This window comes from Rhodococcus sp. PBTS 1, from assembly GCF_001620025.1.
Classification (GTDB): domain Bacteria; phylum Actinomycetota; class Actinomycetes; order Mycobacteriales; family Mycobacteriaceae; genus Rhodococcoides; species Rhodococcoides kroppenstedtii.
On sequence record NZ_CP015219.1, the window covers coordinates 2,121,489 to 2,143,264 of the forward strand.

The window sequence follows — 21,776 nt, forward strand, 5'->3', positions numbered from 1 at the left end:
AAGTCCGGAGGAAGGGGCCAGACAGCGCTCACCGCTTACTCCCCGTCGGCACGCATCCGCCACCGGATGCCGGACTCGATGAACCCGTCGATGTCACCGTCCAGCACCGCCGACGGATTGTTGACCTCGTGCTCCGTCCGCAGGTCCTTGACCATCTGGTACGGATGCAGCACGTACGACCGCATCTGATTTCCCCACGAGCTACCCCCGTCGCCCTTGAGCGCGTCCATCTCGGCGCGTTCTTCCTTGCGTTTGACCTCGAGCAGCTTGGCCTGGAGCACGCGCATGGCGGACACCTTGTTCTGCAGCTGCGACTTCTCGTTCTGACAGGTCACCACGATGCCCGTCGGGATGTGCGTCAGACGCACCGCCGAGTCCGTGGTGTTGACCGACTGGCCGCCGGGTCCCGACGACCGGTAGACGTCCACGCGGACGTCGTTCTCCGGGATGTCGATGTGGTCGGTGGTCTCCACCACGGGAAGGACCTCGACCTCGGCGAACGACGTCTGCCGTCGGCCCTGGTTGTCGAACGGGCTGATCCGCACCAGCCGGTGCGTGCCCTGCTCGATGGACAGCGTGCCGTAGCTGTAAGGCGCCTTGACCGCGAACGTCGCGCTCTTGATCCCCGCCTCCTCGGCGTAGGAGGTGTCGTAGACCTCGACGCCGTACCCGTGCTTCTCCGCCCAGCGGATGTACATCCGCATGAGCATCTCGGCCCAGTCCGCCGCGTCGATGCCGCCCGCCCCCGAGCGGATGTTGACCAGGGCGTCGCGCTTGTCGTACTCCCCGGACAGCAGGGTCCGCACCTCGAGCTGCTCGATGTCGCCGTGGAGCGACAGACGCTCGGCGTCCGCGTCCGCCGTCGCCTCGGCGGCGGCCGCACCCTCCTCGGCCTCGGCGAGCTCGTAGAGCACGGGCAGATCGTCGAGCCGCTGCCGCAGCTCCTCCACGCGGCGCAGTTCCGCCTGGGCGTGGCTGAGCGTGCTGGTGACCTGCTGCGCGTGCTCCTGGTCGTTCCAGAGCTCCGGGTCCGCCGCCTGGTGCTCGAGCTCGTCGATCCGGCGGCGCAGTTCCTCGACGTCGAGGACCGATTCCACCGTCTTGAGGGTCGTGTCGAGTTCGGCGATGTCAGCGGCTACGTCGGGATGCACGCAGACGAGGTTACCGCCAGCGCAGTAGCGTCCTGACCCGTGACTCCGTCCTCCCCCGAGACCACGCCCGACGATCTCCTCCTGGCACGGCAGCTCGCCGACGTCGCCGACGCCATCACCGCCGAGCGCTTCCTGGCCGTGGATCTGCGGGTCGACGACAAGCCCGATCTCACGCCCGTGTCGGACGCCGACCTCGCCGCCGAAACCGCCCTGCGCGAGGTGCTGTCGACCGAGCGGCCCGGCGACGACGTACTCGGCGAGGAGTTCGGCGGGCGCGCGTCGTTCTCCGGGCGACAGTGGGTGCTCGACCCGATCGACGGAACCAAGAGCTTCGTGCGCGGCGTGCCGATCTGGGCGTCCCTGATCGCGCTGTTGGTCGACGGCGTCCCGGTGGTCGGCGTGGTGAGTGCGCCGGCACTCGGGCGGCGATGGTGGGCCGCGAGCGGCCTCGGCGCCTTCGCCTCGGTGGACGGCGGCGAGCCGCGCCGGCTGTCCGTCTCGACGGTCCGGTCGCCCGGGTCGGCCAGCCTGGGCTTCTCGTCGCTGTCCGGATGGAAGGACGCCGGACTACGGGAGTCCTTCCTCGATCTCACCGACGAGGTCTGGCGCGTGCGGGGGTACGGCGACTTCCTCTCCTACTGCTTCGTGGCGGAGGGCGCCGTCGACATCGCCGTCGAACCCGAGGTGTCGCTGTGGGACCTGGCCCCGCTCGACATCCTGGTGCGGGAGGCCGGGGGCCGCTTCGGCGGGCTCGACGGCACGCCGGGTCCGCACGCGGGCAGCGCGGTCGCCACCAACGGGCTGCTGCACGATCACGTGCTGGGCGCGCTGCGGCCGGCTCGGGGCACACAACGCCCGTTGTGACTCGCGGTAACTTACCGCGTGGTAGACAACCCAACTTACCGCCGAGTAAGATCGGGGCGTCCCCGACCGAACACCGAGAAACAGCTGGTGATCATGACGAAGAACGGCACCGCCCCTACCGCCGGCACGGGAGCCAAGCGCCCGGTGCGCGACACGTCCGCCCCCGGCCTGAATCCGATCAAGCGTGATGCCATCGGCACCGCGATGCGGGTCCTCACCAAGCTGACCGGGTCCGAGCTGGCCGAGAAGTACAACCTGCGCCAGACCGTCGACCGCGTGACGTACGAGAGCACCAAGACCGGGTTCAGGACCCTCGGCGCCGCCACGCGCGCCTTCGGCAAGGTCTCCGGCGGCAGCGATCCCGCGCGACTGAGCGACTCGAGCACCAAGGGCTCGGACTACTTCGACCTCACGCCGGACGACGAGCAGAAGATGATCGTCGAGACCGTCCTCGAGTTCGCCGAGGAGATCATGCGCCCGGCCGCGCACGACGCCGACGAGGCCGCCGCATCGCCCGACGATCTGGTGGCCCGCGCCGCCGAGCTCGGCGTCACCATGATCAACGTGCCCGAATCGCTCGACGGTGTGGCCACCGAGCGCAGCGCCGTCACCAATGCGCTGGTCGCGGAGGCCCTCGGGTACGGCGACATGGGCCTGGCCCTGCCGATCCTCGCGCCCAGTGGTGTCGCGGTCGCGCTCACCCAGTACGGGTCGGACGCGCAGCAGAAGACCTACCTGCCCGCGTTCAGCGGCGAGAAGGTTCCGGGCGCCGCCCTGGTGGTGACCGAGCCGCGGGCGCTGTTCGATCCGTTCGCGCTGCAGACCAAGGCCGTGCGCTCCCCCAGCGGCTACAAGCTCACGGGCATCAAGAGCCTCGTGCCCGCGGCCGCCTCGGCCGAGTTGTTCGTCGTGGCGGCCGAGCTCGACGGCAAGCCCGCCCTGTTCATCGTCGAGTCCGACAGTCAGGGCCTCGTGGTCGAGGCCGATCCGAGCATGGGTCTGCGCGCTGCCGGCCTCGGTCGGTTGCACCTCGACGACGTCGCCGTGCCGGAAGGCAACCTCCTCGGCGAGGCCGACGCCGCCACCCGCGTCGCCGACTACACCGACGCGATCCGGCTGTCCCGCCTCGGCTGGGCCGCGCTCGCCGCCGGCACCTCGAAGGCCGTGCTCGACTACGTGGTGCCCTACGTCAACGACCGCACCGCGTTCGGTGAGCCGATCAGCCACCGCCAGGCGGTCGCCTTCATGGTCGCCAACATCGCGATCGAGCTCGACGGGCTGCGCCTGATCATCCAGCGCGGCGCCTCGCGCGCCGAGCAGGGCCTCTCCTTCGCCCGCGAGGCCGCCCTCGCCCGCCGCTTCGCCACCGAGAAGGGCATGCAGATCGGTCTCGACGGTGTCCAGCTGCTCGGCGGCCACGGTTTCACCAAGGAGCACCCGGTCGAGCGGTGGTACCGCGACCTGCGTGCCGTCGGTGTCGCCGAGGGCGTCGTCCTGATCTGATTCCCCACCCACTTCCGAAGGAACTCTCATGATCAATCTCGAACTCCCTCGCAAGCTCCGGGCGGGGGCCAACCAGGCTCACCAGGTCGCGGCCGAGATCATGCGTCCGGTCTCGCGCAAGTACGACCTCGCCGAGCACGCCTACCCGGTCGAGCTCGACACCATGGCCGCGATGATCGAGGGCATGTCCGACGCCGGCAACGAGGTCGGCGGCGCCAAGGGCGGCCGGGAATCCGGCGAGCCCAAGCCCAGCAAGACCGCCAACGCCAACGGCGGAAACATGGCCGCGCTGGTCAATGTCATCGAAACCTGCTGGGGCGACGTCGGTCTCACCCTGTCGGTGCCCTACCAGGGGCTCGGCAACTCGGCCATCGCCGCTGTCGCCACCGACGAGCAGCTCGAGCGGTTCGGCAAGGTGTGGGCCTCGATGGCCATCACCGAGCCCAGCTTCGGGTCCGACTCCGCGGCCGTCAGCACCACCGCCGTTCTCGACGGCGACGAGTGGGTGCTCAACGGCGAGAAGATCTACGTCACCGCCGGTGAGCGCTCCACCCACATCGTCGTGTGGGCCACCGTCGACAAGTCCAAGGGCCGCGCGGCCATCAAGTCGTTCGTCGTCCCGCGGGACGCACCGGGCCTCTCGGTCGCCCGTCTCGAGCACAAGCTCGGCATCAAGGCATCCGACACCGCCGCTCTCCTGCTCGACAACTGCCGCATCCCCAAGGACAACCTGCTGGGATCGCCGGACGTCGACACCGACAAGGGTTTCGCGGGCGTCATGCAGACGTTCGACAACACTCGTCCCCTGGTGGCCGGCATGGCCATCGGCGTCGCTCGCGCCGCGCTCGAGGAGCTGCGCAGCATCCTCACCGAGGCCGGTGTCGAGATCGACTACGACGCACCGACGTACAGCCTGTCGGCTCCGGCGGCCGAGTACATCCGCCTCGAATCCGATTGGGAGGCGGCGTATCTGCTCGCCCTGCGCGCAGCGTGGATGGCGGACAACAAGGAGCCCAACAGCCTTCAGGCCTCCATGTCCAAGGCCAAGGCCGGACGCAGCGCCTCCGACATCACGCTCAAGGCCGTCGAGCTCGCCGGCACTCTCGGCTACTCGCAGCATCTCCTGCTCGAGAAGTGGGCGCGTGACTCCAAGATTCTCGACATCTTCGAGGGCACCCAGCAGATCCAGCAGCTGATCGTGGCACGCCGTGTCCTGGGATTGAGTTCCGCACAGCTCAAGTGACGTCTCGCTGACACAGGAACGAACGGGCCCGACACCTCGGTGTCGGGCCCGTTCGGCGTGCGAGGGTGATTCGCATCGGTAGCGACGGCGCGGTTCGGGGTACTCACGGCTCGACAGAGCGACGAACACGCGCGAGGAGGCACCCGATGGCCGAGTGGGCGAAGAAGATCGAAGAGAAGACGAAGGAGTTCGTCGCCGAGGCCGAGGTCAACCTGGCTCACCTCGAAGGTGCGGATGCGGTGGATCTGGACGAGGCGGAGGACGGCGACTCTGCTGATCGCACCGCAGCCGATCGCACCGCGACAGGCGGCGAGGTGACCGAGAACGACGCTCCCACCACCGGGTCGGTCTCCGAGGACCCCGATCTGCGGGACTGACCACACTGCTCCCGCCGGTTGCGTCGGGTGAGGGCCGGTCGACACACCCCACTCCTGTCACAACCCGGTATCGGTACCGCCGGCGACCGCCGACGAGGTTCCGCGGTCTGTCAGAGTTCGAGTTGTGACTCCCCGCCCGCGTCGTCGCGCTGCCGCCGCTGCCGTGATGGTCGCCGCGTGCACGATCGCCTCGCCCACGACGGCCTCGGCGCAGCCGGAAACCTGGCGGTACACCATGGTGGCGTTCAGCAACGCCAGTGACCGCGACCTGGACGTCTACGAGTCGTAGGACGGAACGTCGTTCACCGCTGCGCGCACATCGGCCTACCGTCCGCCGTCCGGCGTGGTGCGAGACCCGAGCATCATCCGACACACCGACGGCCTCTATCACCTCACCTACACGACGGTCGACGGCGCGACCATCGGGTTCGCCACCAGTCCGGACCGACTGACGTGGACATTCGGTGGGAATCACGCTCTGCCGTTGTGCTGCGCCTTCCTGCCCGGTACCGGTGATGGGCGTGGAGTCGTCGACCTCCCGTTGTTCGGATCGGCGGGCTCCTCCGACGGGCCGTCGCTGTCCCCGTTCACCACCAAGGCCTGGGCGCCCGAATGGTTCGTCGACGGTGATGCGGTCCACGTCATCGTGTCGTTGTCCACCGGTGGAGGATTCGTCCCGCATCTGCTGACAGCGCAGAACGAGTCCCTGACGTCCTGGAGCGCCCCGGTGCCGATGGCGGGTCTGGGCGCCGATCGGATCGACACCACCGTCGTGAAGGTAGGTTCCGAGTACCACGCGTTCACCAAGAACGAGACGAAGAAAACCATCGAGCATCTGGCCTCACCCACCTTGGTCGGCCCGTATCGTCCACTGCCGCCGGGTGATTGGGGCGCCCTGCGCGAGGGGCCCGCCGTCGTCCAGCTGCCCGATGGCGCGTGGCGACTCTATCTGGACGCCTACACCGAGGGGCGCTACCTGTACTCGGACAGCGGCGACGGGCTGCGGACGTGGACCGAACCCCGGGAGCTCCCCGGGGTGTCCGGCACCGTCCGTCACATCGGCGTTCTGCGCGAGCCGGCCTGAGACCGGCTCCCGCCGGCGGGTCGGTAGACCGTTCCCGCTGACGCTGCACGCGTTCACGGACAGTGCACCGTCCGCGAACGCGTGGAGTAGCAGCGGGAATAGGTTCACAGAGTCCGCTGAGAGAAGAGCCCGCCACACCGACCCCGGGAACGACGAAAGCCGGCACCCTTTCGGATGCCGGCTTTCGCACGTGGTAGCGGGGACAGGATTTGAACCTGCGACCTCTGGGTTATGAGCCCAGCGAGCTACCGAGCTGCTCCACCCCGCGTCGGCGTCGGGAACCTCTCGGCTCCGTCTGCGGCTGCAAGCGGTACTGCGTTCTTGCTGAACACGAAGTTACCGGACGGCATCGCCGGATTGCAAATCGCCTGCCTGACCGCCGAAAGTGCCTGGCCGGCGGCCGAAATCGTTGCTCCCCGAGAGTGATCCACGTCTCGCCCGGGCGGTGATCCCGCTCACGGAACGCCGCGCCCGTTCCAGTGGCGCAGCCCCGGCGATCGCCCCGATCACCTGCACGGACGTCGTATCGACGCCGATCGGACCTCGGCGCGGGGTGCCACCCGGATGGGTCACGCCGACGTGACGACCCCGTGATCACTCCGTTACCGTCGCTCGCGGCCCACAACGAGGGCCAGGCCGACCCGCCGCTGGATTTCCCACTGCCCCGCGGGTCGGAGACCCGATATGCCACGGGGGCAGGGACCCGAGACACCGTCACGGTTCTCGCGTGTCCGACAGCGCCGAGAGGATTCACCCCGTATGACCACTGCACGAAACTTCACCACCCGCGCCCTCGGATACGCCGCAGTCGCCGGCGCCACCGTCGCGATCCCGCTCGGACTCGCCACCGGAACCGCAGGCGCCGCACCGACCCACAACTGGGACGGCGTCGCACAGTGCGAGAGCGGTGGCAACTGGGCGATCAACACCGGCAACGGCTACTACGGTGGCCTGCAGTTCTCGCAGAGCACCTGGACCGCCAACGGCGGCTCGGGCATCGCGTCCAACGCGTCGAAGGCCGAGCAGATCCGCGTCGCCGAGAACGTTCTGGCGACCCAGGGCGTCGGCGCCTGGCCGGTCTGCGGTCAGTACCTGACCCAGGGCTCGTCCGCGCCGTCCGAGGTGCCCGCCGAGGCGCCCGCTCCGGCTCCGGCTCCCGCCGCCGCACCCGCGCCGGCTCAGCAGTACATCGACCAGGGCGCTGCCGTGGCCGACCAGTACGGCGTCGGCCAGCAGTACCGCGACTTCGTCGCCGCCAACGCCGAGGTGCTCGCCGGACTGGGTCGCTGACACCCGGTTCACAGCACCCCGCAGCAACTGGAAGCGGCCGCACCCCATCGGGGTGCGGCCGCTTCTGTCGTGTCGGATCGAGTGCCGGTGTCAGCCGCCCACGCGGTTGTACTCGTCGATCGCTCGCTGGAGGTTGTCGAACGCCTGACCCAACTGGGCGAAGTCACCCGACTGCTGCGCCGTCCGCACGGCCGCGAGCGCCGAGTTCAGATTGCTCACCGCCGCGTTCCGGTCGGCCGGTGCCGGTGTGGACGGCGCCGGCGTGGACGGAGCCGGGGTGGCCTCACCCTCGGCCGGCGTGGCCGTACCCGGCGTTCCCGTGCTCGGCGTGTTCGCTTCCTCCTCGGCCTGCGGGGTGGCGGCGTCGCCGCCCGGTGCCGTGGCCACGTTGCCGGTTCCGGCCCCGAAGACCTGGTCCAGCGCCTCGGCCAACGTCGCGGCATACCCGACGCGCACGCCTCCCCCCGCACCCGGCTCGCGGTAGCTCACCAGCACACGCGACAGCTGCGGGAAGGTGGCCGCGTTCGCCGTGTTGCGTTCGGTGTAGAGCGGCTCGACGTAGAGAATGCCGCCCTGCGCGATCGGCAGCGTCAACAGGTTGCCGTACTGGATACGGTTGGACTGCTGGAGCAGTGTCCGGTCCGACGCCACACGGGTGTCCGACGTCATGGAGTTCTGCGCCTGCTGCGGACCCTGGGTCTGCGTGTCCGTCGGCAACTGCAACACCGTGAACTTGCCGTAGTTCTCCGGGTCCGACCGCACCGAGATGTACGCGGACAGCAACTCACGGTTGAAGCCCACCATCGCACTCGTCAGGCGGAACGACGGCTGCCCGGTGTCCGGGTCGCCGATCAGGACGTAGTACGGCGGCTGGTTCAGGTTGGTGCCGCCCTCGACCGTCGGGTCGCTCGGCACCGACCAGAAGGCGTTGTTGGTGAAGAACTCGCCGGGATCGTTCACGTGGTACTTCGCGAGCATCTCGCGCTGCACCTTGAACAGGTCCTCCGGGTACCGGAAGTGCTGGCGCAGTTCGTCGGTGATGTTCTCCTCCGGCTGCACCGCTCCCGGGAACGCGCCCATCCAGGCCTTCAACACCGGATCGTTCTGGTCGACCTGGTACAGGTTCACCGACCCGTCGTAGGCGTCGACGGTGGCCTTGACCGAGTTGCGGATGTAGGACACCTCCTCGCGCGGCAGCAGGCGACCGGTGTTGGCGTCGATGCTGTCCTGCACCAGACCCTCGAGCGAGCTGCGCTGCGCGTAGGGGTACTGGTCCAGCGTGGTGTACGCGTCGACGATCCAGACGATCTTGCCGCCGACCACGGCCGGGTAGGAGTTGCCGTCGGCAGTCAGCCACGGGGCGACCTTCTGCACGCGCTCACGCGGATCGCGGTTGAAGATGATCTTCGACTCGTCGCCGATGGCGCTGGAGAACAGGATGTTGCGCTCGGTGTACTTGGCGGCGAACGCCAACCGATTGAACCAGTTGCCGATGTCGACGCCGCCCGACCCGGTGTAGGTGTAGCGCGAGGTGTCGGTGTCGTACTCGCGAGCCTCGCCCTCGTTCGCCCCGACGATGGCGTAGTCGGGGTTCGACGACGCGATGACCTCGCCGTAGTAGATGCGCGGCTGCTCGACCGGGATGACCTGATCGCCCGCGGCCTGCGACGCGAGGTCGCTGACCGTGTAGATCGGGTAACCCGAGTTGGAGTTGGACTCGGCGTTGGTCGCGTCCTGCACCGCCGCGTTGACGCGGTTGGCCGGGGCCGCGACGAAGCCGTTGCCGTGGGTGTAGACCGTGTGCCGGTTGATCCAGTCGGTCTGGTTGCCGGTGAGGCTGCTCGGGGAGAGCTCACGGGCGGCCACGATGTAGTCCTGCAGCTGACCGTCGATCTCGTACCGGTCGACGTCCAGCGTGGACGGGAACCCGTAGAAGTTCTTGAGCTGCTGCTGCTGGGTGAAGGTGCGGGAGAGCACGTTCGGGTCCAGCAGGCGGGTGTTGGCGATGGTGGTCTGATCCGCCGGGACGTCACGCGGGGACGCGGTGCCGACGCCCGGGTAGTCCTCGTAGGTCACCGTGTCGTCGGTGATGCCGTAGGCGTCTCGTGTGGCGGTGATGTTGCGCTCGATGTACGAGCGCTCCTTGTCCGCGGCGTTGGGTCGCACGGAGAACTGCTCGACGACCAGGGGCCACACGGCGCCGACCAGGATCGAGGACAGCACGAGCAGCGCGGTGGCGAGCGCGGGGATCCGCAGGTCGCGCAGGAAGATGGCCGCGAAGAACGCCCCCGCACAGATGACGGCGATCGCCAGCAGGATCAGCTTGGCCGGCAGCACGGCGTTGATGTCGGTGAAGCCCGGACCGGTGAACGTCGGTTCCTTGCGGCTGCTCGACAGCAGCGCGTAGCGGTCGAACCAGTACGCCACGGCCTTCAGCACGACGAACGTGCCGGCCAGCACGGCCAGCTGCACGCGTGCGGACGAGGTGAGCGCACCCTCGCGGCCGCTGAGGCGCAGGCCGCCGAAGATGTAGTGCGTGACCAGTGCCGCGAAGAACGCCAGCACGACGGCGACGAAGAGCCAGTTGAGAATCGAGCGATAGAACGGCAGATCGAAGGCGTAGAAGCCGACGTCCAGATCGAACTGCGGATCGCGAACCCCGAAGGAACCGCCGTGCAGGAACATCTGCACCGTGATCCAGTTGCCCTGCGCCACCAGGCCGCTCAGCACACCGATGATCACCGGAACGCCGACACCGAACAGGCGCAGTCGCCCCATGACGGTCGTGCGATAGCGGGCGATCGGGTCGTTCGGACCCGCGGTGGGAACGAACACCGGACGGGACCGGTACGCGAAAGCCAACGCGCCGAACACGATTCCGCCGACGAGGACCGCGACCACGAGGAACGTGATCAGGCGGGTCAGCAACACCGTCGTGAAGACGTTGCGGAAGCCCACCTCGCCGAACCACAGCCAGTCCGTGTACGTGTCCACCAACCGGGGACCGACGAGCAACAGCACGGCCACCACGACCGCGACGACGAGCAGGGTACGACCGCGTCTCGACAGAGACGGCATGCCGGTTGGGGGCCTCATGCCCACGTGTCACACTCCAAGGTCTTTCGCGAGCACAGGTCGTGACACCACCGAGCGTGACACCACCGAGCGACACCGCATGTCCGTTTCGGACCACTGTACGGACAGCGTGCCTTCGCCGGGTGGGGGGCTCGGCCGACACCCGGTCGATGCGAGAATGACGGCCGTGACGCGCAGGACGACCGGCAGAGCGACCAGCGAGAGGCAGACATCGTGACCGACTTCGGGGACGTGACCGGTGAGGCCGCGCTCGCACGCGCCGTGCGCGAGATGGTGGCGTTCGTCGAGGCCTCCGGCTGGGACCAGGGGCCGCAACTCTTCGCGTTGGTCCCCACGGAGGATCTGGTGGCCGCCGAACCGGGCCTGCTCGCCGAACTCGAGGACGGCGCGGTGCTGACCCCGATCGCGCAGGACCGACTGCCGGCGGACGTCGCGGGTGGGTCACGTGCTCTCGACGAGTTCCTGGGCACCACCAGCTGGCCGTCGTCGGTCGCCGGCTGCGCGCTGGTGGAGGAGATAGTCGTCCTGCCGCCCGACGCGGAGGCCGACCTCGACAGCGCCCTCGCTCCCCTGCTGTCGGATCGCGACGCCGCCGACCACGCGGCCCGCGTCGCGGCCGAGGAACATCCCGGCCGACGCGACGCGCGTCTGATCGTCGGGGTCCTGCGCGACGGGCCGTCCCTGGCGCTGCTGCAGCTGCGCCCCGAGGACGAGGACGACGACGGCTTCGGATCCGACGGTGACCTGTTGACGTACGACGACCTCGCACCGAACGTCGTGGCGGCCCTCTACGCCACCCTCGACGCCGAGCCCGAGGACTGACCCGGGACTGACCCGAGGACCGCCCCGACCGCCGCAGACGCCCTAGGAGCAGCTCGGTGCGTCGCCGCCCGCGGCGAGACTGTCGAGCGCGTCGACCGCGCCGCCCACGTCCGTCACCCGCACGAGGCGCAGTCCGTCCGGCGCGTTCGCGGCGGCCTCGGCACAGTTGTCCGTCGGCACCAGGAACGTCGTGGCGCCCGCCTCGCGGGCGGCGACCAGCTTGTACGGGATGCCGCCGATGGGTCCGACGGTGCCGTCCGGGTCGATGGTCCCGGTGCCGGCGACGAACGCCCCGCCGCTCAGGTCACCCGGAGACAGTTTGTCGATCACCGCGAGGGTGAACATCAGACCGGCCGACGGTCCCCCGACGTCGGCCAGGTTGAACCGAACCTCGAACGGCACGTCGGGCTCCTCGGCGAGCGTCACGCCGAGATAGCCGCGCTCACCGTCGTCCGGCCGCGGACCGACGGTGACCGTGCGTGTGAACGGAGCGTCGTCACGGACCCCGTCGATGGTCACCTCGTCGCCCGGCGCGAGGGCACCGACGGCGTTGCGCACGTCCTCGGGGGTCTCGACGGCCGTGCCGTTCACTGCGGTCACGAGGTCCCCGTCGCGCAACACGCTCGCCGCCGGCACGTCCTCGCCGACCTCGGCGATCGTCAACACGGTCGGTAGATCGAGGTAGCGCAGCGCGGCCAGTTCGGCGCTGTTCTCGGACTGCGCGAAGTCCGCCTGATTGGCCTGCTCGACCTCCTCGCGGCTGCGGTCCGGCGGGTAGACCTGGTCGCGCGGAACCAACCCCTGCCGTCCGCTGAGCCACAGGCCGAGGGCGTCGAAGACGGTGAGGCCGTCGCGCACCGCCACGGTGGTCATGTTGAGGTGCCCGCTCGGCCGGTCGATCTCCGTCGCACCCGTGGGGTCCTCGACGTCGACCACCGGTGTGCCGTCGACGTCCCCGAGGGTGTCGAACGTCGGACCGGGACCCAGCGCGGCGAACGGGACGACGACCGTCGACCCGAGCACTCCGAGCACCACCACGGGCAGCAGTGCGACCAGCAGCGTCGCGATCCGTCGATTCACGGGAACCACCCTAGAGAACTCGACGGACGAGGCGGTGTTCGCGCTCGGCGCACGCCGAGGCCGGGTCCGCAGCGAGGTCGAGCCAGTACCGTTGGGGCATGGCGAACACTCCCTTCGGATTCTCGAACTCCGACGACGACGGCGACGACGCCGCCCGCCGCGACCCCTCGCGCGGCTCGGGAGGTGGGGAGAATCCGTTCGCGGCGTTCGGCGGGGGCGCGCAGGGCTTCGACCCCGCCGCTCTCGGGCAGATGTTCACGCAGATGGGTCAGATGCTCAGCGGGATGGGCCAGGGCGGGTCGCAGAGCGGACCGGTGAACTACGACCTCGCCGCCAAGCTCGCGCGTCAGCAGATGGGCACGACGGCGCCGGTGCGCGAAGGCTCGCGCACGGCGATCCGCGATTCCGCCCATCTCGCCGAACAATGGCTGAACGAGGCCACGATCCTCCCGGCCGGTGCCGCGCGGACCGAGGCGTGGACGCCGCAGGAGTGGCTCGATCGCACCCTGGACACCTGGAAGCGCCTGTGCGACCCGGTGGCGGAGCAGATCTCGGGGATGTGGACGTCGGCACTGCCGCCCGAGGCCCAGCAGATGATGGGCCCGATGATCGGAATGCTGGGCTCGATGGGCGGCATGGCCTTCGGTTCGCAGCTGGGCCAGGCTCTCGGTCAGCTCTCGAAGGAGGTGCTCACCAGCACCGACATCGGCCTTCCGCTCGGACCGGCGGACACCGCCGCCCTTCTGCCCGAGGCGGTGGCCGCGTTCGCCGAGGGCACCGAGCTGCCCGAGCGCGAGGTCCTCGTCTTCCTCGCCGCCCGCGAGGCGGCACACCATCGCCTCTACTCGCACGTGCCGTGGTTGCGTCAGCGAGTACTCGCCACCGTGGAGGAGTACGCCCGCGGTATCCGCATGGACTTCGGTGCCATCGAGGAGGCTGCTCGCGGTATCGACCCCTCCGCCCTGACCGACCCCTCCCAGCTCGAGAAGATCCTGCAGCAGGGCACGTTCGAACCGCAGACGACGCCGGAACAGAAGGCAGCCCTCGAACGCCTCGAGGTGCTCCTGGCCCTCGTCGAGGGGTGGGTGGACACGGTGGTGGCGGCCGCGCTGGGCGAACGTATCCCCGGTGCGATGGCCCTCGCCGAGACCATGCGTCGTCGTCGTGCGTCGGGCGGCCCGGCCGAGCAGACCTTCGCCACCCTCGTCGGGCTCGAGCTGCGACCGCGCAAGGTGCGCGAAGCGGCCGAGCTCTGGCGGCGCCTGACCGATGGCGCCGGCATCGAGGGACGGGACGGCGTGTGGGCCCACCCGGATCTGCTTCCGTCCGCCGCCGATCTGGACGACGACGCTGCCTTCGTCGACCGCATCGTCGGCGGGGACACCGGCACGTTCGACGATCCCATCGCCCAGCTCGAGGAGTTCGAGCGTCGGCGCGCGAAAGAGACTGCGCAGGAGCAGGATTCGGACGACGACGATCGTCGCGACGGTCCGGAGAGCGGCCCCGCGCCGGTGTGAGGTCGCCTGTGGACAACCGGCCGCCGACGACGGCACGGCCGGCTGTCCGTGTGCAACAGTGCCCGCCATGGTCGAGACGATCGTCGCGGGGCATCCGCGCCTGACACCGCATCTGGTTCTGCTCGCGCGGCGCGACGAGCGCGTGCAGATCGGGTGGTCGCCCGACACCCGAATGATCCTCGCCCCGCCGCCGGGACTGGACGCGGCCACGATGATCGGCGCGCTGAGGCTGCTCGACGGGCAGCGGTCTCTGCCCGAGGTGCTGTGGCGGGCCGCCGAACGCGGAGTCGACTCGGCGGCCATGTCCGCCGTGGTGCGAGTGCTGGACGAGGCCGGGTTCCTGCACCGGCAGCCCCCACCGGGTGCCGACCCCCCGCCCCCCGCAGTGCTGGTGGTCGGTCGCGGCCCCCTCGCCGACGCCGTGTGCGCGAGCCTGCGCCGCGGCGCCGCCGTCGATCACCGGATTGCTTACCCCCGCCCGCTGCCGACGGACCTCGCCGCCGTCGTGCTCACCGACTCGGTGGTGACACCGCCCGACGTGGTCCGGCACCTGATGCACGACGGCATCCCTCATCTCCCGGTGCGCTGCCGCGACGGCGTCGGCGTGGTGGGACCGTTCGTCGTCCCCGGCCGTACCGCGTGCCTGCACTGCGTGGAACTGACCCGGTGCGACCTCGACCGCGAGTGGCCGTTCCTCGCAGCCCAACTGGGCGGCCACGCCGCCTCCGCCTCGCCGACGACGCTCACGGCGACGGCCGCGTTCGCCGTGGGGCGAGTTCACGATTTCCTCGGCGACCGCCTGCCGTTCTCGCAGCGGACGACGCACACCCGACCCTCGCCGCTCGAGATGGGTCACAGTCAGGAGATCGACACCGCCGCCGGTACGGTGCGTCGACGACGCTGGCGGCGGCACCCGGTCTGCCCCTGCTCCGGGCACGCCCCCGCCTGATCCGGAATGATGGATCGTATGCCCGACATTCCGCGCAGCAGCTCCGCCCGAACCGCCAAGCTCGCCAGCATTCCGCTCGGCATGGCCGGCCGCGCCGCCCTCGGCTTCGGACGCAAGCTCGCCGGAGGCAACCGTGCGGAGATCGATGCCGAGTTGACGGCCAAGGCCGCCGAGCAGATGTTCGCCGTGCTCGGCGAACTCAAGGGCGGCGCCATGAAACTGGGCCAGGCGCTCAGCGTCATGGAGGCGGCGGTTCCGGAGGAGATGGCCGGTCCGTACCGGGAAGCGCTGACCAAGCTGCAGGCGGAAGCCCCGCCCATGCCGGCCAAGACGGTGCATCGCGTGCTGGATCAGCAGTTGGGCACCGCGTGGCGATCCCGCATCACCGAGTTCGACGACGAGCCGGTGGCGTCGGCCAGTATCGGTCAGGTGCACCGGGCCACCTGGTCGGACGGCCGGGCAGTCGCGGTGAAGATTCAGTATCCCGGTGCCGACGACGCCCTGCGCGCCGACCTCAAGACCCTGTCGCGTTTCGTCGGCCTGCTCGGCACGCTCGCCCCCGGCACCGACGTGCGGGCGGTGCTCGACGAGATGTCGGCCCGTACCGAGGAGGAACTCGACTACCGCATCGAAGGCGAGAATCAGCGCGCCTTCGCCGCCACCTACGACGGCGATCCTCGCTTCGCCGTTCCTCGGGTCGTCGCCAGTGCTCCCAAAGCCGTGATCACCGAGTGGATGGACGGCACCGCTTTGTCCAGGGTCGTCGCCTCCGGAACCACCGAACAGCGCAACACCGCCGGGGAGAACCTGGCGCGCTTTCACTTCGAATCGGCGCAGCGGGTGCGTCGGCTGCACGGCGATCCCCACCCCGGCAACTTCAAGCTCCTCGACGACGGCCGTCTCGGCATCATCGACTTCGGCGCCTGCCTGTCCCTGCCGAACGGCCTCCCGCCCGAACTCGGACGGATGGTGCGACTGTCCCGTGACGAGGAGTTCGACGAGTTGAACGCGCTCATGCGCGACACCGGATTCGTCCTGCCCGGCCACACCGTGACCGACCAGGAGATCGCTGACTACCTCCGTCCGTTCACCGATCCGATCAAGACCGACTCCTTCCACTTCACCCGGAAGTGGATGCAGGAGACGGCGGGCCGCGCGGCGGACTTCAACGGTCCTCAGTTCCGCACGGCCCGCTCCCTGAACCTTCCTCCGCAGTACGCGGTGATCTTCCGCGTCCTGATGGGCTCGGTGGGCATCTGCGCCCAGCTCGATGCCTCCGCCCCGTACATGGCCATCCTCACCGAGTGGATGCCCGGGTTCGCGGACTGACGCTCACGCGCCGGTTGCCACCGGGTTCTTGCGGGGCCGGCCCCGACCGCGCTTCCGTGCGATGACGGCGCCCTGCTCGAAGATTTCACCGCCCCAGACGCCCCACGGCTCGGCGCGCTCGAGAGCGGCCTCGAGACACCAGGCGCGAACCGGGCAGTCGGCGCACAAGGCCTTGGCGCGCTCGAGCGCCGCCGGAGATTCGGCGAACCACAGGTCGGGATCGCCGCGATGGCACGGTAGAGCGCGGCCGCCGGTGGCCGCGGGCCCGGCATCGACCTCGTACGCATGGTCGGCGCGGGTCGTGTCGAGTGCGAGAGTCACGTCGTTCTCCTGTTCGGACGTCCGTCACGAGATGAGGGATGATCCGCGACGGCGCCGAGACAGGCTCGAACGACGAAGGCCACGGATCGTGGGTACGAATCCGTGGCCGGCAGGCAGGGCGGGTGTCCTAGGCGGACGACTCCCGCAGGGGTCCTGTCATCACGGATTCCGGAGCTACCCGGCGCTCACGAGCGCCACGCGGCAGCAGTGCCACGGGTGCGACGCGAGACACCACGGGTGCGACGGCGGTGTTCCCGCCGCGGTAGGCAGCGGCAGCGGTGTTCCCGCCGCGACGCGTCGCGGTGATGGCGAATGCGGTGCGAATCTCCACCGGGAACACCTCCCTCGAGGACGACTGAACGACCGGCCGGAGCCGAGTCACGACCGGATGCGATCGGGACGAGAACGACAGTAAACGGGCCGGCGGAACCGCACAACTCTTTTTCGACCTGCGCAAACGACGGTCAGCGGGTCGCCCGCTCCCCGACCGCACCGATCAGCGGGTCGCCCGTTCCCCGACCGCACCGATCAGCGGGTCGCCCGCTCCCCGACGATCGCGAGGACGTCGGCCCCGAACCGCTCCAACTTCTTCGCGCCGATGCCCGGGATGGCCACGAGGGATCGGTCGTCGCGCGGACGCTGCTCGGCGATGGCCGTCAGGGTGTTGTCACTGAACACGACGTACGCGGGCACCTTCAACGTCTTCGACGTGGCCGACCGCCACTCCCGTAGCGCTTCGAGCAGGGGAACGTCCACGTCCGACGGACACTTCTCGCACCGACCCAGCATGGTGGCCACGGTCCCGATCACCGGCGAGCCGCAGACCCGACAGACCGGCCGCTTACGGGTGGGCGCCGGCGCGGCGATGCGGGAGGCCGGCGACGACTCGGGCACCAGGTCGACCAGGAAGCGCGACCGGCGACGGGACTTGCGCCCACCCTCGTTGCGTGCGAGAGCCCACGACAGCTCCAGATGGACACGGGCCCGGGTCACCCCGACGTAGAGCAGACGCCGCTCCTCCTCGACCGCGGCCTCGTCCGGCGCCGACGAGCTGTCCCCAAGAGCGTGACTGATCGGCAAGGTCCCGTCGACCAACCCCACCAGGAAGACGGCGTCCCACTCGAGCCCCTTCGCCGCGTGCAGCGACGCCAGGGTCACGCCCTCCACGGTCGGTGGGTGCCGCGCCTCGGCCCGCGTGCGCAGCTCGGCGAGCAAGCCGTCGAGGTCCAACTCCGGCACCTGCTCGAGAAGATCGGTCGTCAACGAGACGAGCGCCCGCAGCGCCGCCCACTTCTCGCGCGCCTGCGCGCCGGTGGGCTCGGTGGCCGTCAGCCCCTGCGGGGCCAGCACGGCCTCGACGAAGCGCACCATGCCCGGCCCCCGACGCGCGTCCTCCGGAAGGTCGTCACGCGCCGCCGCGGACCGAATGGCCGTTACGGCCGAGCGCACGTCCGCACGCTGGAAGAAGCTCTCCCCGCCCCGCACCTGGTACGGGATCTCGAGATCGGTCAACGCCTGCTCGTGCGCCTCGGACTGGGCGTTGATGCGATAGAGCACCGCGATCTCGGACGGCCGCACACCGTCACGAATCAAGCGCTGCACGGTCCGCGCGACACCGGCGGCCTCCGACACCTCGTCGTCGTATTCGACGAATGTCGGCGCCGGCCCCGTCGGACGCTGACCCACCAGTTGCAGGCGGGTGCCGGCGATACGGCCACGCGCGGCCCCTATGACCTGATTGGCCAGTTCGACAACCTGGGGCGTGGAGCGGTAGTCCCGCTCGAGCCGGACCACGGTGGCCTCCGGGAAGCGACGGGAGAAGTCGAGGAGGTACTTCGGGGTGGCCCCGGTGAAGGAGTAGATGGTCTGGTTCGCGTCACCGACCACCGTGAGATCGTCCCGCTCGCCCACCCATGCATCGAGCACGCGCTGCTGCAGCGGCGTGACGTCCTGGTATTCGTCGACCACGAAGCAGCGGTAGCGCTCGCGGAACTCCTGTGCCACCGCCGGGCTGGTCTCGAGCGCGGCCGCGGTGTGCAGCAGGAGATCGTCGAAATCGAGCAGAACGGCGTCGGGATCCCGGTTCTTGAGCTGCTCGTACCCCTCGTACACCGCGGCCACCCGGTCCGCGTCCGTCGGCGTGTCCCGGCGCAACCGCGCCACCGTGGCGGCGTAGTCCTGCGGGGCGACCAGGGAGGCCTTGGCCCACTCGATCTCCCCGGCGAGGTCCCGGATGCTGTCCGTCGAGGTCGAGGCTCCGGCGGCCGACGCCGCCTGGCCGACCACGCCGAACTTGCGGTCGAGCAACCGCCACTCCGTGGTGCCCACGACCTGCGGCCAGAAGTACTTGAGCTGACGCATGGCCGCAGCGTGGAACGTCCGCGCCTGCACCTGGCCGCCGTCGTTCGCGATGCCCAGCAGACGCAGGCGCTCACGCATCTCCCCGGCCGCGCGGGCGGTGAACGTGACCGCCAGCACCTGGCTCGGTTTGACGTGGCCACCCGACACCAGATGGGCGATCCGGCGGGTGATGGTCCGAGTCTTGCCCGTTCCGGCGCCGGCGAGCACGCACACGGGGCCGCGGGGGGCCAGTACGGCAGCCGACTGCTCGGGGTCGAGTCCTTCCACGGCGTCGGTTGCGGTCACCCGGCCATCATGTCAGCCCCCTCCGACAGGAACCCGGGCACCGTCGGAGCTCCGGACACCGGTCACGCAGGACGGAACAATCCGGGCACGGCCGCGCGTTGACCGAACGTGACCACAGCAGACACTTCGCACGCACCGGCTCTGACCATGTACTCGACGTCGTGGTGCGGCTACTGCCGCCGGCTCAAGACCCAGCTCGACGAGAACGGCATCGCCTACACCGAGATCGACATCGAAGCCGATCCGGCATCGGCGGAGTTCGTCGGCAGTGTGAACGGCGGCAACCACGTCGTGCCCACGGTGAAGTACGCGGACGGCACGACGGCCACCAACCCGTCCCTGGCACAGGTGCGGAAGGCACTCGGCATCGCCTGAGGTCCAGGCCGCCGGCTCGCCCTGCCCGGAAGCATCAGGGGCGGGCGACCCACGATTCCAGCATCGCGCGCGCGATGGAGATCGATCCGGGCAGGAGCAAAGGCGCCGACGTCGAGGCCGCCCAGTCACCGGCGGCCAGCGCGGCCTCGACCTCGCTGCGGTGGAACCACCGTGCCTCGGCGATCTCGCCGTCGGTGAAGGCGAGCGACGCGTCCGGATCCGCTCGCGCCGCGAAACCGATCATGATGGACCGCGGAAACGGCCAGGGCTGACTTCCGAGGTAGTCGATGTCGGTGACGCCCAGACCGACCTCTTCGCGCACCTCGCGCGCCACGCACGTCTCGAGCGACTCCCCCGCTTCGACGAACCCGGCGAGAACGGACATCCGTCGCTCGGGCCACGTCGGCTGACGCGCGAGCAGCACCCGATCGGCGCCGTCGTGGACCAGCACGATGATCGCGGGATCCGACCTCGGCCACTCCTCGTGCCCGGTGGCCTCCGACACTCGGGACCACCCGGCGGCCGACAGTCTCGTCGGCGAGCCGTCCCGCGCACTGAAGCGGGCGCTGCGATGCCAGTTCAGCAGGGCGACCGCCGTGACGACGACACCGGCGGAGGACTCGGTCAGCACGTCTCCGAAGGACCGCAGGTCGGTGGTCTCGCCCCCGAGCGACTCGACCGGAACCGCCCACAGATGCCGACCCTCGGCCCTGCCGAGGAACACGGCGTCGGTCGGCGGTGCGTCGGCGACGTCCGTCGCCGGGATCATGGCCACGGCCCCGTCGGCGACGGGGACCCGGCCGACCGGGTCGACGCGCAGCACCGACGCCGTCGGCCATCCCGCCGTCAACGCGTCGGAGTCCTTGCGGAGTTCCTCCGCCCGATCGAGCGGGGACCGCGACAGCATGGGCTCGGTGACGAGTGCGAAGGACACCTCACGACCCTAGCGAGCCGTCACCCGGCCGCCCGCCGCGCCGCCCCGATCAGGCGCTCACACGGCGGATGTACAGCAGGCGATCGTCGGCTTCGATGGCGTCGACCTCGGGCGCACCCACCCGGACCAGGCGACCGTCCCGCACCACGCCCAGGACGATGTCGGACAGATGGCGCGGTGATCCGCCCACCTCGTCGCGTTCGACCTCACGCTCGGCGATCGCGAACCCGGCTTCCGGCGTCAGCAGGTCCTCCATCATTTCCACCACCGACGGAGTGGTGGTCGCGATGCCGAGCAGGCGTCCCGCCGTCTCCGACGACACGACCACCGAATCGGCACCCGACTGACGCAGCAAATGGACGTTCTCCGCCTCGCGCACCGCCGCGACGATCTTCGCCTTGGGCGCGATCTCCCGTGCGGTCAAGGTGACGAGCACGGCGGTGTCGTCGCGGTTGGTCGCGACGATGATCGACGCCGCGTACTGCGCGCCGGTCAGGCGCAGGACGTCGCTGCGGGTGGCGGAGCCGTACACCGTGACCAGACCGACGTTGGCCGCCGCGTCCAACGCCGTCTGATCGGTGTCGACGACGACGATTTCGGACGCCGAGATCCCGTCGCCCAGCATGGCGTCGACGGCGGTCCGCCCCTTCGTTCCGTAGCCCACGACCACCGTGTGGTTGCGCACGTTTCGCCTCCATCGCTGAATCTTGAACGCCTGCCGCGAACGCTCGGTGAGAACTGCCAGGGTGGTGCCGACCAGCAGGATGAGGAAGAACACGCGCAGCGGCGTGATCACGAGGATGTTGACCAGGCGCGCGGACGGGGTGATCGGGGCGATGTCGCCGTATCCCGTGGTCGAGAGCGACACCGTCGTGTAGTAGAACGCGTCGAGGAACGACAGGTCGTCGCCCTGATTGTCGGCGTATCCGTCGCGGTCGACGTAGACCACCAGGGCCGCGACGAAGAGCACGATCAGGGCGATGACGATGCGGCGATAGATCGCCCGCCACGGGCTCGACTCGAATTCCGGGATGCGTAGCACGCCGACCAGCGCGAAGTCCGGCCGATCGGTGAGCGCGGCGTTGGTGTTCTGCAGCCGCCTACGCAACCGTCCCGCCATCGTCTGGTCGTCCTCGCTCCTCGGGCGTCGTCGAGCGCGCTCGCGTCGACCGATGCGACTGTAACCGAGCGCAGG

At 69.7% G+C, this 21,776-nt stretch carries 18 protein-coding genes, 1 tRNA gene and 1 pseudogene; 11 read left to right on the forward strand and 9 right to left on the reverse strand.

Going from position 1 to position 21,776, the window contains the following annotated elements; all coding sequences use genetic code 11:
- Positions 1–35: 35 nt before the first annotated feature.
- The gene (gene prfB / locus A3Q40_RS09595) at positions 36–1,151 is read right to left on the reverse strand and encodes a peptide chain release factor 2 (RefSeq protein WP_068101796.1); all 1,116 of its coding nucleotides are present in this window, start codon (positions 1,149–1,151) and stop codon (positions 36–38) included.
- Positions 1,152–1,190: 39 nt separating this feature from the next.
- Here prfB and A3Q40_RS09600 point away from each other — a divergent pair, with 39 nt between their 5' ends.
- The 5 genes and pseudogenes from A3Q40_RS09600 (at position 1,191) to A3Q40_RS09620 (ending at position 6,222) form a co-directional block, all read left to right on the forward strand.
- Positions 1,191–2,015 carry an inositol monophosphatase family protein gene (locus A3Q40_RS09600; RefSeq protein ID WP_068101799.1) on the forward strand — a complete coding sequence of 275 codons (825 nt, stop codon included), beginning with the start codon at positions 1,191–1,193 and terminating at the stop codon, positions 2,013–2,015.
- Between the two features lie 93 nt (positions 2,016–2,108).
- Positions 2,109–3,518, forward strand: a complete 1,410-nt coding sequence (locus A3Q40_RS09605) for an acyl-CoA dehydrogenase family protein (protein WP_157889540.1) — start codon at positions 2,109–2,111, stop codon at positions 3,516–3,518.
- Between the two features lie 28 nt (positions 3,519–3,546).
- Positions 3,547–4,761 carry an acyl-CoA dehydrogenase family protein gene (locus tag A3Q40_RS09610; RefSeq protein ID WP_068101805.1) on the forward strand — a complete coding sequence of 405 codons (1,215 nt, stop codon included), beginning with the start codon at positions 3,547–3,549 and terminating at the stop codon, positions 4,759–4,761.
- A gap of 146 nt (positions 4,762–4,907) precedes the next feature.
- A complete protein-coding gene (locus A3Q40_RS09615; RefSeq protein ID WP_068101808.1) occupies positions 4,908–5,138 on the forward strand; it encodes a hypothetical protein in 231 nt (76 codons plus the stop codon).
- Positions 5,139–5,304: 166 nt separating this feature from the next.
- Positions 5,305–6,222: pseudogene (locus A3Q40_RS09620) on the forward strand (arabinofuranosidase).
- 191 nt (positions 6,223–6,413) lie between these two features.
- On the opposite strand, the gene A3Q40_RS09625 reads toward A3Q40_RS09620, so the two are convergent.
- Positions 6,414–6,490, reverse strand: a tRNA-Met gene (locus tag A3Q40_RS09625).
- A 491-nt stretch (positions 6,491–6,981) separates the two neighbouring features.
- On the opposite strand from A3Q40_RS09625, the gene A3Q40_RS09630 reads away from it, so the two are divergent.
- Positions 6,982–7,512, forward strand: coding sequence for a transglycosylase family protein (locus A3Q40_RS09630; RefSeq protein WP_068101810.1), 531 nt, complete (start codon positions 6,982–6,984; stop codon positions 7,510–7,512).
- A 90-nt stretch (positions 7,513–7,602) separates the two neighbouring features.
- Here the strand turns inward: A3Q40_RS09630 and A3Q40_RS09635 are convergent, their stop codons facing one another.
- Positions 7,603–10,614 (reverse strand): UPF0182 family protein, encoded by a 3,012-nt coding sequence (locus A3Q40_RS09635; RefSeq protein WP_201132817.1) that lies wholly within the window; start codon positions 10,612–10,614, stop codon positions 7,603–7,605.
- A 264-nt stretch (positions 10,615–10,878) separates the two neighbouring features.
- On the opposite strand from A3Q40_RS09635, the gene A3Q40_RS09640 reads away from it, so the two are divergent.
- Positions 10,879–11,430, forward strand: a complete 552-nt coding sequence (locus A3Q40_RS09640; protein ID WP_235606586.1) for a PPA1309 family protein — start codon at positions 10,879–10,881, stop codon at positions 11,428–11,430.
- Positions 11,431–11,472: 42 nt separating this feature from the next.
- Here the strand turns inward: A3Q40_RS09640 and A3Q40_RS09645 are convergent, their stop codons facing one another.
- The gene (locus A3Q40_RS09645) at positions 11,473–12,510 is read right to left on the reverse strand and encodes a YlbL family protein (RefSeq protein WP_068105785.1); all 1,038 of its coding nucleotides are present in this window, start codon (positions 12,508–12,510) and stop codon (positions 11,473–11,475) included.
- 98 nt (positions 12,511–12,608) lie between these two features.
- On the opposite strand from A3Q40_RS09645, the gene A3Q40_RS09650 reads away from it, so the two are divergent.
- The 3 genes from A3Q40_RS09650 to A3Q40_RS09660 all read left to right on the forward strand — a co-directional run bounded on the left by A3Q40_RS09650 (position 12,609) and on the right by A3Q40_RS09660 (position 16,305).
- A complete protein-coding gene (locus A3Q40_RS09650) occupies positions 12,609–14,027 on the forward strand; it encodes a zinc-dependent metalloprotease (RefSeq protein ID WP_068101819.1) in 1,419 nt (472 codons plus the stop codon).
- Positions 14,028–14,094: 67 nt separating this feature from the next.
- A complete protein-coding gene (locus A3Q40_RS09655) occupies positions 14,095–14,976 on the forward strand; it encodes a TOMM precursor leader peptide-binding protein (protein ID WP_068105790.1) in 882 nt (293 codons plus the stop codon).
- Positions 14,977–14,994: 18 nt separating this feature from the next.
- Positions 14,995–16,305: an ABC1 kinase family protein gene (locus A3Q40_RS09660; protein ID WP_068105787.1), complete on the forward strand. Its 1,311-nt coding sequence runs from the start codon at positions 14,995–14,997 to the stop codon at positions 16,303–16,305.
- Positions 16,306–16,308: 3 nt separating this feature from the next.
- Here the strand turns inward: A3Q40_RS09660 and A3Q40_RS09665 are convergent, their stop codons facing one another.
- The 3 genes from A3Q40_RS09665 to A3Q40_RS09675 form a co-directional block, all read right to left on the reverse strand.
- Positions 16,309–16,626, reverse strand: a complete 318-nt coding sequence (locus tag A3Q40_RS09665; RefSeq protein WP_068101822.1) for a WhiB family transcriptional regulator — start codon at positions 16,624–16,626, stop codon at positions 16,309–16,311.
- Between the two features lie 127 nt (positions 16,627–16,753).
- Positions 16,754–16,957 carry a hypothetical protein gene (locus A3Q40_RS09670; protein WP_139203815.1) on the reverse strand — a complete coding sequence of 68 codons (204 nt, stop codon included), beginning with the start codon at positions 16,955–16,957 and terminating at the stop codon, positions 16,754–16,756.
- A gap of 197 nt (positions 16,958–17,154) precedes the next feature.
- Complete coding sequence (locus tag A3Q40_RS09675) at positions 17,155–19,254, reverse strand: ATP-dependent DNA helicase UvrD2 (RefSeq protein ID WP_068105793.1); 2,100 nt, start codon at positions 19,252–19,254, stop codon at positions 17,155–17,157.
- Positions 19,255–19,419: 165 nt separating this feature from the next.
- Here A3Q40_RS09675 and A3Q40_RS09680 point away from each other — a divergent pair, with 165 nt between their 5' ends.
- Positions 19,420–19,647 carry a mycoredoxin gene (locus A3Q40_RS09680; protein WP_068101829.1) on the forward strand — a complete coding sequence of 76 codons (228 nt, stop codon included), beginning with the start codon at positions 19,420–19,422 and terminating at the stop codon, positions 19,645–19,647.
- Positions 19,648–19,681: 34 nt separating this feature from the next.
- Here the strand turns inward: A3Q40_RS09680 and nudC are convergent, their stop codons facing one another.
- Both nudC and A3Q40_RS09690 read right to left on the reverse strand, forming a co-directional pair.
- Positions 19,682–20,554 (reverse strand): NAD(+) diphosphatase, encoded by an 873-nt coding sequence (gene nudC, locus A3Q40_RS09685; RefSeq protein WP_068105796.1) that lies wholly within the window; start codon positions 20,552–20,554, stop codon positions 19,682–19,684.
- A 76-nt stretch (positions 20,555–20,630) separates the two neighbouring features.
- Complete coding sequence (locus A3Q40_RS09690) at positions 20,631–21,701, reverse strand: potassium channel family protein (protein ID WP_068101834.1); 1,071 nt, start codon at positions 21,699–21,701, stop codon at positions 20,631–20,633.
- Positions 21,702–21,776: the final 75 nt, after the last annotated feature.